Genomic DNA, 12,484 nt, shown 5'->3' on the forward strand with positions numbered 1-12,484 from the left:
TCGCGCCATGGATCCTGCGGCACGGCTCCAGCGGCGCGCAGAACGCCGGGTGTTCGGCGGATCCGGACGGACAGTTGATGCCTCGTGAGGGAGACCAATGCAGAAACTGCAGTCGCAGGGCGTCCATCACATCACCCTGGTCGGCGCCGGGCGCCAGACCTCGATCGATTTCTGGGAGGGTGTGCTTGGCATGCCGTTCATCTTCGAGCAGCCCAATCTCGACAGGCCCAGCGAGAGCCACCTCTATTTCGATCCGGGCGACGGCCGGCTGATCACCATCTTCACCGATGAGAGCCGCACGCCAGTGGCGCGGCGCACGCCGACGGATACGGGCTGCGTCCATCACATCGCCTTTGCGGTGTCGCGCGTCACCTTCCTGCAAGCGGTTTCCCGGCTCGACGAGGGCGCCATCAAGCACAGCGGCGTTAAGGATCGGGGCTTCATGGATTCGATCTATTTCGAGGATCCGCTCGGCCTCTTGATCGAGCTCGCCTCCTACCGCTTCGAGCCGCCGGCGGGCTTCACCCATGCCGACGTGCTGATGGAAGCGCACAAGCTGCGCGTCGGGCGCGGCGACTACAACATCGCGGAGGTACATCTCGCCGATGCGATCCAGGCGCTGGTCGAGCGCTCGCGCGCGACCTTGTCGGACGACAGGGCGCCGAAGAATCCATACTGACGACAGCCAAACCTCGGGAGGACCACAATGGCAAAGACAACAACGAAGAGTGCGAAGAAGCTGGTTGCCAAGGCAGCCATGAAACCAGTTGCCAAGGCCGCGACAAAGCCTGCAGCCAAGGCGTTGAAGGCCAAGCCGGCAAAGAAAGCCGCGCCGAAGGCCAAGGCGAAACCGGCGAAGGCCGGGAAAAGCGGGTTGAAGCTCAGCATGCTGAAGCCGAGCGTCAACAATATGAGCGTGCGGGTGTTCGCGCGCGCCGCCGGGCTCGACCATTTCGAGACCGATGTATGGGGTCATACGCGCTCGCCCGAATATATGGGGCGAAACCCGGCGCATCTGACGCCGATGATCGAGGACAAGGGCCTGCCGCGCGGAGTCCTGTGGGAGAGTTGCGCCATCATGCAGTATCTCGCCAACAAGCACGGGCTGGAGAAATTCTATCCGAAGGCGCCGGCCAAGCGGGCGATGATCGACAGCGCCATGTTCTATCTCATCGGCACGCTCTATCCCTATGTGGCGCGCGCCACCTATCCCGCGCTGAACTTCCCGCAATATGCCGGCGAGGTCGGCCACAGCGACGCCCACCCCGACAGGAAGTCGGAAGCCCAGAAGGCCGCTGCGGCCTCGATTGCGGAGCCGCTGGAGGTCTTTCACTCCTTCTTCAGGAACGGCAAGCCCTTCATCGGCGGCAAGAATCCATCGATCGCCGACATCCGCCTGGCGGCGACGCTCGAATTCCTGGCGGTCATCGACTACGCGCTGCCCGAATGGGCTAGGGATTATATGGCGGCGATGGAGAAGAAGCTTGGCAAGGCCTATGCCGAGCCGGCCGGCGACGTGCGCGGCTATATCGCCTATGTCAAGTCTCAGGTCCCGGCCTGAACATAGCTGGATGGCTGGACGGTTCGAGATCGGGGCCCTGGGCTTTTTCGCAAAGCCGCTCGGCACTTTTGCGATTCCGGGCCATTTGCCACGACATCCAGAAAATCCGGCTGTCAATTGGACTTATGACAGGGACCGCTAACAGATTCGCTGTTTTTTTTAGACCGCCATGCCGTTACATTAGGATGATCAAATCGGTTTTTTCTGCGAGTTCTATCAATGGGTTCACTGGGTATGAAAGAAAAAGGTTACATAGGATTCGGGCAGAAAAAACCTTGAATTCGCCTGCGGGGGCGATGACGTGTCAATTCGGGAGAATCTCGCCACAAATCTCAGGCGGCTCTGCAAGGACCACGCCTCGGTGAGCGCGGTGTGCCGTGAGTTGCGCATCAATCGCACGCAATTCGAGCGCTATCTGCAAGGCCAGACCGTTCCCAACAAGGCCACCGCCAAGCTGATCTGCGACTATTTCAAGATCGACGAGGCGGAACTGTACCAGGACCACGGTGCTGCGGAGCCGATGGTCCCAGGCCTGCCGCCGATTTCCGAAAGCCTGTTCAAGCAGTTGATACGCCCGCCAAGCCCTTCGATCGCCGGCGGCACCTACTTGACCTACTTTTCCATACCAGGTCGCACCGACCTTTTGATGCGTTCGGTAACGTTCGTGCGGCGCGAAGCCGAACTTGTTACCTTCAGAAGGGTGACCGGGTGGTCCGAGCGGCGAGGTTCGACATGGGCACGCGCGCGCGGCAACCACTATGGGGTGGCGATCTCGCGCCTGAACTGGATCTACTTCAGCGGGATCAACCGCCGGCAGACAGGCGAGCCGTCGCTTATCTCGGTGCAATGGGCACCCATCTCCGAACCTGTCCTCACCGGCAGGGCAATGCTGCTGACCGAATCCGGGCCAGCCTTCGTGTCGGTGATCATGCGGCAAGAAGTTGCCATCAGCTCAAGAAACGCGATCCGGATGGCGCATGTCGTCAAGCTCGACGACCCAAGCGTCGATCAACTCGTCGTGGGCCTGACCCGGGATGGAGTCGACTGACAGGTGGCTTGCCCATAACGCTTTTTAAGAATAAATATACTCAATATTAGCGTAAATACCAGTAGACTACGCTATACAAGCGTAAAATGTCGCGCTACTTATATTATATAAGGATGCACGTCATACCATACTAGTATTGGTACCAAATTTACTACAATTTTAAGAAACTGTTAGGATTTCGGACCCTACCTTTCTTTCTGCGGATCCCATTGTGGGGCTCTTAAAGAGAGGGACGAAAAATGGCTAAGAAAGTGAACACCGCTCCGAAGCTGACGATCAGCGCCGGCACGCAGACCGTCTTCTTCACCCAGGGCATGCACTACAACAAGCGCTGAAATCGTGAGGCGCCGGCAGGCCTTTCGCTTGCCGGTACCGCGTCTTCGCGATGGCGTCGAACCGATGAAAATGCGCTCCTCAAAAACGCTGGTCTTCTATCCCGGACCCGGCAAGGTCACCGCTTGCAACTTCCTCACCAGGACTGTGTTCGAGTGCAGCTCCGAAGTGATCGGTCTTCTCGCGGCTTGGGATAAATGGGCATCGCCGGCGGATGTCTCGCGTACCCTTGGGTGGTCGCATTCCGAGCTTAGGGCGATCGTTCCCCAGCTGGTCGATTTCTCCGCGCTGGTGACGGCCGGGTCGCGGATCGCCGAACAGGAGGCCGCGTTCTCCGGGCAGTGGGGCTGGGGCGTGCCAACCGCGCTGATGCATTTTTGCGTGCAGGACAGCGAATTCATCAGCACCGAGCAGTCGGAGGAGCGGCAGATCGAACGCGCGGGGCGCATTCCGCAGCCCGACCTTCTGCTCAAGAACCCGCCCGGCGCCATTCGATTGCCGGAGGCGTTGGACGACAATGAGCTGCTCGCACTGATGGCGCGGCGGCGCACCAATCGCACAATGGGTGCGCCTACCATCACGTTGAAGCAGCTCTCCGACTGCCTGTTTGCCGGGGTGGGTATTACCGGCGAAACCACCAATTGCGTGGGTTCCCTGCCGCTCGCGATGACGCCTTCGGGCGGCGCGCGGAATCCCTATGAAGCCTATGTCGTTGCGATCGCGGTCGAAGGCCTCGAGCCCGGCGTCTACCACTATTCGGCCGCCGACCACGACCTCGGCAGGATTTCGGCAAATCATCTGCCGAAGATCTCCGATCTGATCGGAGGCCAGGAGTGGGCGGATGCGATGCCTTGCCTGATCCTGCTCTGCGCAAAACTCGATCGCACCATGTGGAAGTACGAGGACGCCAACGCCTACCGGGTGGTGCTGATCGAGGCGGGCCATATCGGCCAGAATATCATGCTGGCGGCGACCAATCGCGGCTTGTCGGCGTGCCCGACGGCAGCGCTATGCCATTCGGCGATCAAGCGTCTGCTCGGCCTGGAGCGCCTCACCGACGCGCCAGTCTATGCATTGACCATCGCAGTCCCGGATCCGGCTTCGCATTCCGAAGCCAGGTCGAGCAATTAGTTGCCCGGTACGTGTCCCCCGAGTTCCACCAGATGAACAGGAGCAGCCACGTGCCAAATCAAGCGTTGCGCCAATCCGAAATCGAAAACCTTCAATACATTTCCACCATGACCAATGAGCTGCTGCAGATGGCTGAAGCGAGCCGTTTCCCGATGATCGCGTATCTGCTGGGCATGGCCTATGCGGAGGCATTCGATGTCCTTCGCGGCGGGCAGCCGGTCCGGCAGATGGCCAGCACGCCGCGCCGCTCGGCGCTTCCACCAAAAGCAGTGCGGGCCCAATCGGTGGGTGCGTGAGGGAACACGAATGGCGATCTCCGATGCAGGGATGAGCTCGCTGCCTTGCCCAAACCGGTCGGAGGCACTTTGCACGCCGCAGGACCTGCTGCCGGTCCTGAGAAGGACGGTCGCCCCTGCCCGGCACGAAAGGAGCGCAAGACATGAACATGATCGCATCCATCAAAAGCGCCGACGTCACGGGCGCCGAGACCAGGAAAGACGCTTTTAGCCGACTTGAAGCCCTGATCGCCGAACGGCCGTGCTCGTTGGCCGCTGCTCGCGCGGAAGCCCGCCAGCTCGTTTCAGAGGCGATGGCCGATACCTGCCATTTCGACACTCTTTTGGGGGCGGTGGATGCGTTCCACGCCCATTTCGAATTCATGATGCAGACCATCGAGATCAATGGAGCCAGCGACGCCAGTCTCGGAAGTCTGCGGGTGCGCTGCCGCTTCTACCTCGAAGAGGTCGAGGCCCTCTGTCTGGCATCGCGCTATCGGTAGAATGGCGTCGTTCATTTGGCTGATGGCAAGTGCGCGGCAAAGGTTAAGGTTTCGTTTACCAATACTGCTGTCTACTGGTGAGCAGTTCACCTCATGCCCGCGACCGCGGATGTACCGGCGCGGATGTCGAGGAGGAAAAAAGGTCGGCCACGCGCCGGCCTTTTTGTTTTCAGCTTTGTTTCATCGCCGGCAATGTCTTGTCCCAATGGTCGTGCGAACCCGTTCAAGACGTCTAATGGTGACTGCGCCTCGCCTCGACGTGCCGCGCCAATTCCGGCGTCTCGAAGACATAGTCGCTCCAGGCCGATTCCGGAATTTGGCCGGCCAGATAGCATTCCAGCAGCAGACTTTCCTCGGGGTTGAGAGGCCGCGGTGCGCGCTCATGATCCATGCCCAGCGAGTGAAACAGATTTCTCGTCAGGTCCGAGACAGTGAAGTGGATCGACATCATGCGTCTCCTTTGCTGCATCAACGTCCGAGGCAAGACAAAGGTTTCAGCGGAACTGCCGGTAACGCCGGATTGATCAAGGAAGCTGCCGGCCATCAAATTTTTGATGGCCGCAGGGCGCCGGCGACGTGAATTGACGTCTTGCTGCGTTGTTGGCTCCAGCATCCAGGAAATTAGAAATGAAAACCACCGCGTGGCGTAGCTCGCTCTTCGGCGATAAATAAAGACCAAGAATTTTATACTAATACCATTTAGCGATATCGTTTTATCTTCGAACATTATCAAAAAATAGCAAGCATCGAATTTATAGGCTTTTAGTTTGGAATATCATATCGAATAACTTGATCTCTCCATGGAGATCTGGAAATTGACTTGCCGCCCTGCTCGATTTCCAGATGAATTTCGGATTCGCCACGCAAGCGTTGCTATTGCTGGTTTCGTCTCAATCTTGAAACAAAAGTGTAATATCGAATTTACGAGAGCTGGTTTAATAGACTAGAGCTAAAATCTCTAGAAATCGCGGATTTGCCTGGATTAGATGAGCCTCATTTAGTTCAGTCTTATTCACGATCAAAAAAGAGTTCGGCTCCGGGTTCTCGGCGGAAACAAGGCAAGGGTCACTCCAATGACACGCTTCTGGTCTAACGCTATGCTGGTGCTGGTGTTGGCGACGACATTCGCGCTCGGCGTTTCCTCTTCATACGCGGATACCTGCAGCGCGATCAGAAGCCAAATGCTCTCGGCCGGTCGCGGCGCCGGGTCGAGCCCGCAGGTCACCCAGTTGCGACGGCAGCTTGTCGCGATCCAAAGGCTGGAGAAACAGCGCCGATGCTCGGCGAAAAGCTCGATGGTCGGGTTCTTCTTCAACCCCTGCGCCGATCTCGTCCAGAGCAAGGCGCAGGTGCAGCGCCAGATTGCGAGCGCGTCGAATTCGGGCAGGGATACATCCGGCCTGAAGGCGCGGTTCGTTGCCTTGGGCTGCGCGTCTACAGCCAAGGAACGGCGGAAAGCGCAGCCGCAGCAAGTGGAGGCGCAGCAGCGTTCAGTACCCAAAACCGGATCCGACGGCATGAAATATGCCGGCAGCCCGATGCTGTTTTGTGTGCGCCTTTCGGACGGATATTTCTTCCCCGCGCCAAAATCGCAATTCGCCAAAAAGGACGATCTGAAAGAGACCGCCGATCAATGCCGCTACATTTGCGACGATGTCGGCGTCGACCTCTACACGCTTAGCGATGCCAGCCGCGAGACCGAAGAGATGGTCGCGCTGGAAACGAAACAACCCTATGTAGAGCTTCCGACCGCTTTCAAATACCGCGACGATGCGAATTTCAAGGCGTGTGACGTCAAGCGCTACAACCTGCGGGTCGCCGAACTCAGGGCACGGACGGTAACGCCCGCCAATATGGCCAACGCCATCATTCCTTTGCCGACGGCAAAGCCGGATCTTGGCACCGTTGCGCAGATCCCCGAAGCCGAAGCCCCCGATGCCAAAGTCCCGGAGGCCAAGGGCGCCGCCCAGCATCAGTCGATCGAAAAACTGGCCGGGACACGACCGGTAAGGGTGGTCGGACCGGCTTTCTTTCCCGAAGATTGATCTCCCCCGGAATTGACGAGGAAGATTGACGGGGCGGCGGCCAGCCGGGCCGCCGTTCTCGGGTGCTCCCGGCCATTGGCCCGATTCCCCAACTTCCCGGTCCCCAACTCGTAGCGGCCGTTCCTGCTGGAACGCATTGGCCGGTCGAAGCGTTGTCGCTGGAGCAATCGGAGAGCAGTGCCATGGTCACATTCAGGGAAATGAAGGTCCAGGAGATTGTCGAAGGCGAATCCATGACCACCGAAGAGAAGATCGCCAAACTTCGAGAGATCGAATCCGAAGCGCGGGGAATGCAGCGCGCGGCATCGGAAAGCCCGATGGGCGACGACGATGGCTGGCAGGACGAACTGCGCCAAGTCCGTATTGCGCTGGACAAGCTCGGCGCGGAAGAGCCCAAGAAGGGAGCAGCGTCATTGTAGCGTCACCTCGCTCGGCCCTGCTGTTCGAACATCAAGCGCGTCGCAGGGCATGCTTTTGGCCGATGACGTTATTCGCAGACCATACGGGCCCGCTTGCCGGGCTCGCTGACATTCCTGCAAGCGAGCGGCTTTGCTGGCCCGGTCGACAGAATGGGCGGGTTGTTGGACGTCATGCGCCTGGCAGGCGCCGCGGATGCGGTGCTCCTGCGAGCCACCGATCGCCTTGGCATTTGCGGCGCTACGGGAAAGACGTCGCTCTCCAGTTGCAACTGATCGGCTTGTGCATGCGGCGGGGGCTTGTCCCAAATGCGCCGGGCGTCGAGCGGCCTGGGAATGACCACGGTGCCGTCGTAACTGCGCGAGCAACCGCCCCCGAACAAAAGTACCGGGCACAGGAAGAAAGCCAGGATCCGTCCCAACATCAGTAACACCCCTGCAGAAATTATAACGCGCCTTCGGCACTGGCGACAACGGGCAGATCAGCGCAGGCTAATGCGTCTCCAGAGATGCGTCCGCTGCGATCCCAGGCTGCACAACGAGCGGATTTACCAAATCAATCGCAGGTCGCGATCCGTTAAGGTTAGCGGAACGTTAATGCTTCTCAGGCACATTCCGCCGACGAGCCATGGAGGGAAGGTTCGGCCTTGATCTTCGGGTTGGAACAGGATGGCAGAAGCGGGGGAACCAGTACGCGGCAAACGCAAGCCTCGCAAGACGGTGGCGCGTGGCCGCAAGGCGTCGTCGTCGGGTGAAAATAGGGATTCGACGAAGGCGCTTAGCGAACTGGTCGAGGCCGACTGGATTTGGGAGACTGACACCGAGCTGCGCTTTTCCTGGCTTTCAGAAAGCTTTCAGATGGCCACCGGCATCGATCCGGCCAGCGTGCTCGGCCGCTTCTGCTTCAACTTCTTAGAACAGGTCCTGGTCGGCAACCGAAACGCCGCTGCCCATCTGGAGGATCTGCAGGCACATCGGCCGTTTCGTGATTTCGTCTATGAGCTGAAGCGCGGCCGGGCGGATTGCCGTTGGGTTTGCATCGGCGCCTTTCCCCGTTTCGATAGCGAGAAGAAATTTGCCGGCTATCGCGGCATCGGCCGCAATGTCACAGCGCTCGCCAATGCATTCGACGAGCTGAGGCGGACGCAAGAGCAAAGCGTTGCGTCGACAGACGGCGAGACCGAACAGATCCTGTCCGACGTGGCGCGCACGGTAGCCACCGTGCTCATGGATGACGGACCCTATACGCTCGTCGCCAGCCAAGCTCATCCGGGGGGCTCCGGGGCGCTCGAAAGTGAAGTGGCGGCCGAACCTTTTGCCACCCTTCGCATCATGGTCGATTCAATGCCAATCGGCATTGTCCTCCTCGACGCGGAACTGCGCGTGGAAATGATCAACCAGGCCTTTTACGAACTCTGGAAGGTCGACCCCCGGCGCGCTGGTGTCGGGAGCTCGTTTCGTGATGTCATGGAGGCCAGCCGGAACGTCGATCCCAATGGTTCCGATGAAGAGGCCTGGCAGAAGCACATCGCCGGGCGCGAGACGGAAATCAGGGCGGGCGTGGTGGGATCGCGGCAATTGCCGCGCAATGACGGCCGGACACTGGTCTCTTCGATAGCGTCGCTTGCCGATGGCAGGCGGCTGATTTCCTATGTCGACGTCACCGACATCAAGGACCGTGAGGCGGAACTCGCCGAGGCGCTCGAAAAGTCCCGGCTGGCCGAGGCGGTGATCAACGACGTCAAGGATCCGATCTTCGTCAAGGACGACAATCTGCGCTTCGTGTTCGTCAACGAGGCGTTTGCCGCGCTGTACGGACAGCGGCCGCAGGCCATGCTCGGCAGGCCTGGAGGCGATTTCGTCAAGCCTGAAGAGGCCAGAAGCTTCGAGGAGAGCGAAAGGCACGTGCTGGCGAGCGGCCAGCCCTATGAGGTGGAAGAAAACTTCGCCTATTCGGGCATCGGCAGCTCTCGCATCGTCAGGAAAAACCGCGTCTCGATGGCGAGCGGCCGCAACTATGTTGCCGGCTTCATCTTCGACATTTCCGACATGAAGCGCCGCGAGACCGAAGCCGAAGACGCGCGCAAGCATCTCGCCACCGTGCTGGATTCACTGCCCGCCGGTGTCCTCATCTACGACCGCGACGATAATTTCGTCTTTGCGAACCGCAAGCTGCAGGACATGCTGCCCGCCTTGAAATCCGCGTGGCAGGCCGGACGCTCGTTCCGCGAGGCGTTGGCGCTCGGTCATTCAGCCGGCTATTTCCGCGTCAGCGGCGATCCCGAACTCGACAAGCTCTATGACAGCGATCCCGGCCGTTGGCTTGACGGCATATTGGCCCGCTATCGCCTGCCCAGTGCGTCCTTCGAACGCGTCAATCCCGACGGCCACTGGTATCAGGTCCAGGACATGCGGACCGATGACGGCACGTTCATCGGCGTGCGCGTCGACATCTCCGAGATCAAGAGCCGCGAAAAGGCGCTGCAGGAGAGCATGCGCCAGATCGAGCTGTTCCGGCATGTGATGGATGAACTGCCGGTAGCCGCTTTCATCAAGGCCGAGGATCTGAGCATCGAGTTCGTCAACAAGGCCTGGTGCGCCATGACCGGCATCCCCAAGGAGGATGTCATCGGTCGAACCGACTACCAGCTCTTCGGAGCCGTGGATGCCGAAAACTTCAGTCGCGACGATACCGAGGTCGTCGTCACCGGCAGTTTCAAGGAGATCGAGGAACCTGTCGCCCATCGCGACGGGACGGTGAGGCAAATGATGACGCGCAAGAACCGTCTGGTGGCACTGGACGGGTCAGTGCATCTGGTCGGTTCCAGCACCGATATTACTGACGTCAAGGCGCGAGAACGGGCCCTGGAACAAAGCATGCGCGAGAACGAGGTGTTCCGCAGCCTCATCGACAATGTGCCGGTGTCGATCTACGCCAAGCGCTCCGACCTCAGGCTGTTCTACGTCAACAAGCGCTGGTGCGATCTTACCGGCTTCAGGACGGAAGAGGCGATCGGCAAGACCGACATCGAGATTTTCGGGACGGATGGCGAAGCCTTCGTGAAAGGCGATCTCGCGGTGCTGGGCAGCGGCGAGACCCAGGAGATCGAGGAGACCGTAACGCTGGCCGATGGCCACATCCGCCACCAGTTCGCCCGCAAGGGCGCGCTGATCGCGTCAGACGGCTCGCTCTACCTGATCGGCTCGACCACCGACATCACCGAGATGAAGCAGCGCGAGGCCGAACTGCGCGAGGCACGGCAGCGGGCCGTGCTCGCCGACCGTGCCAAGTCGGAATTCCTTGCCAATATGAGCCACGAGATCCGCACGCCGATGAACGGCGTGCTCGGCATGGCCGAGTTGCTGGCCAAATCCAATCTCGACCCGAAGCAGAGGATCTTCACGGATATCATCGTGAAATCGGGGAACGCGCTGCTCACCATCATCAACGACATCCTGGATTTCTCCAAGATCGATGCCGGCCAGCTCGTGCTCGACCCGGCGCCGTTCAACCTTGCCGAGGCAATCGAGGACGTGGCGACGCTGATGTCGGCACGCGCCAAGGAGAAGGATCTCGAGCTCATCGTGCGCGTCCAGCCCGACCTTGAAAGCCTGTTCGTCGGCGATGCCGGCCGTATCAGGCAGATCGTCACCAATCTGCTGGGCAATGCGGTGAAATTCACCGACGAAGGTTTCGTTCTGGTCGACGTGACCGGCGAGGGAGATCCGGAAGGCACCAGGCTCAAGATCTCGGTGACCGATACGGGTATCGGCATTGCGCCGGACAAGCTGAAACTCGTCTTCGAGAAATTCAGCCAGGTCGACACCTCGTCGACAAGGCGGCACGAAGGCACCGGGCTTGGCCTTGCCATCACCTCGCGGCTCGTCGACCTCATGGGTGGCGAGATCGGCGTCGACAGTGCCGAGGGCAAGGGCTCTACTTTCTGGTTTACGGTGACACTGCCCGCCGCCGGGAACCAGACCGGGCAACGTATCACGCCGGTGGACGTGACCGGCGCGCGGGTGCTGATCGTCGACGACAATGCCGTCAACCGGTCGATCCTGACCGAGCAGATGATTGCATGGGGTTTCGATTCCTGTGCGGCAGAAAGCGGCGACGTGGGACTTGACGTGCTCGTCACCGCCGCTGCCTATGGCGTGCCGGTCGACTGCGTCGTGCTCGACTATCAGATGCCGGAGATGAGTGGCGCCGAAATGGCGCGGATCATGCGCAACACCGCCGGTCTGGCCGACACACCGATCATCATGCTGACGTCCGTCGATCAGTCGCCGGCCAACACCAGCTTTCATGATCTCGGCATCGATGCCCAGCTGATCAAGCCGGCGCGCTCCTCGGTGCTGCTGGAAACGCTGGTCGCCACCATCCAGCGGCGCCGCCACACCATGACGGGCACCGGCGCGCAGCCGGCCGGTTCGGGAAGCGACATGTCGCAGCCATCGCCGGCGCAATCGCCCGCTGCGGCGTCGGACGCGTCCGAAAGGGCGCTGCTTGAGCCGCCACCGGTTCGCCCCCGCGTGTTGGTGGGCGCCGGGCATCGGCTGGACATCCTCGTTGCCGAGGACAACGAGGTGAACCAGCTGGTCTTCAACCAAATCCTCGGAGAAACCGGCTACCGCTTCGAGATCGTCGACAATGGCCGCAAGGCGCTGGACGCTGTCGGCAGGCTCGATCCGCGCATGATCCTGATGGATGTCTCGATGCCTGAGATGAACGGTCTCGAAGCGACTGCCGCGATTCGCCGGCTGGAGGAAGAGAGCGGCAGGCATGTCCCGATCGTCGGCGTCAGCGCGCACGCGGTGAAGGACGATCGCGAGCGATGCCTGGAGGCCGGCATGGACGATTATCTGTCCAAGCCCATCAGTCCGAGGGCCTTGCTCGAAAAGATCGAGCGCTGGCTCGACGCCGATGGCGTGGTCCAGCTCAACGCGGGATAGAATCCAGCAGTACCGCAGTACCGCGCTCCCTTTGGACGCGCCAACGACGCCGCGGCCTTTTTATTTTTTGCACGTGATCCTTTTCGAACCTTCGGTTCGCGGGTGATGCGCAAGTTCATGAAGATTATCGCAAAATCAGCCGAGATTCGGGTGGCGCCTTGCGGACAAGACTATGGTGCGATCGCACCATACCAAAGCGCACGCCCAGCCGGAACA

Annotated in this window: 10 protein-coding genes; 9 read left to right on the forward strand and 1 reads right to left on the reverse strand. The window is 60.2% G+C overall.

Features of this window, described 5'->3' with window-relative positions; genetic code table 11:
• Window positions 1-97: 97 nt before the first annotated feature.
• From MESS4_RS06565 to MESS4_RS06590, 6 genes are all read left to right on the forward strand, one after another.
• Window positions 98-679: a VOC family protein gene (locus tag MESS4_RS06565; protein ID WP_006328002.1), complete on the forward strand. Its 582-nt coding sequence runs from the start codon at window positions 98-100 to the stop codon at window positions 677-679.
• Between the two features lie 27 nt (window positions 680-706).
• Window positions 707-1,561 (forward strand): glutathione S-transferase family protein, encoded by an 855-nt coding sequence (locus MESS4_RS06570; protein ID WP_006328004.1) that lies wholly within the window; start codon window positions 707-709, stop codon window positions 1,559-1,561.
• 301 nt (window positions 1,562-1,862) lie between these two features.
• The gene (locus MESS4_RS06575; RefSeq protein WP_006328006.1) at window positions 1,863-2,609 is read left to right on the forward strand and encodes a helix-turn-helix transcriptional regulator; all 747 of its coding nucleotides are present in this window, start codon (window positions 1,863-1,865) and stop codon (window positions 2,607-2,609) included.
• A 405-nt stretch (window positions 2,610-3,014) separates the two neighbouring features.
• On the forward strand, window positions 3,015-4,073 hold the full coding sequence (locus tag MESS4_RS06580) for a SagB/ThcOx family dehydrogenase (RefSeq protein ID WP_244441058.1): 1,059 nt from the start codon (window positions 3,015-3,017) through the stop codon (window positions 4,071-4,073).
• 50 nt (window positions 4,074-4,123) lie between these two features.
• Window positions 4,124-4,369 (forward strand): hypothetical protein, encoded by a 246-nt coding sequence (locus MESS4_RS06585; RefSeq protein WP_006328012.1) that lies wholly within the window; start codon window positions 4,124-4,126, stop codon window positions 4,367-4,369.
• A gap of 143 nt (window positions 4,370-4,512) precedes the next feature.
• Window positions 4,513-4,851, forward strand: a complete 339-nt coding sequence (locus MESS4_RS06590) for a hypothetical protein (RefSeq protein ID WP_006328014.1) — start codon at window positions 4,513-4,515, stop codon at window positions 4,849-4,851.
• A 232-nt stretch (window positions 4,852-5,083) separates the two neighbouring features.
• Here the strand turns inward: MESS4_RS06590 and MESS4_RS34325 are convergent, their stop codons facing one another.
• On the reverse strand, window positions 5,084-5,530 hold the full coding sequence (locus MESS4_RS34325; RefSeq protein WP_244441059.1) for a hypothetical protein: 447 nt from the start codon (window positions 5,528-5,530) through the stop codon (window positions 5,084-5,086).
• A 394-nt stretch (window positions 5,531-5,924) separates the two neighbouring features.
• On the opposite strand from MESS4_RS34325, the gene MESS4_RS06600 reads away from it, so the two are divergent.
• The 3 genes from MESS4_RS06600 to MESS4_RS06615 all read left to right on the forward strand — a co-directional run bounded on the left by MESS4_RS06600 (window position 5,925) and on the right by MESS4_RS06615 (window position 12,268).
• Window positions 5,925-6,896, forward strand: coding sequence for a DUF2865 domain-containing protein (locus MESS4_RS06600; RefSeq protein ID WP_006328021.1), 972 nt, complete (start codon window positions 5,925-5,927; stop codon window positions 6,894-6,896).
• Window positions 6,897-7,129: 233 nt separating this feature from the next.
• A complete protein-coding gene (locus MESS4_RS06605; RefSeq protein WP_244441060.1) occupies window positions 7,130-7,315 on the forward strand; it encodes a hypothetical protein in 186 nt (61 codons plus the stop codon).
• Window positions 7,316-7,981: 666 nt separating this feature from the next.
• Entirely contained in the window at window positions 7,982-12,268 is a 4,287-nt protein-coding gene (locus MESS4_RS06615) for a PAS domain-containing protein (protein WP_006328027.1), read from the forward strand.
• The last annotated feature ends 216 nt before the right edge of the window (window positions 12,269-12,484 follow it).

The organism is Mesorhizobium sp. STM 4661, assembly GCF_000359125.1.
Lineage (GTDB): Bacteria > Pseudomonadota > Alphaproteobacteria > Rhizobiales > Rhizobiaceae > Mesorhizobium.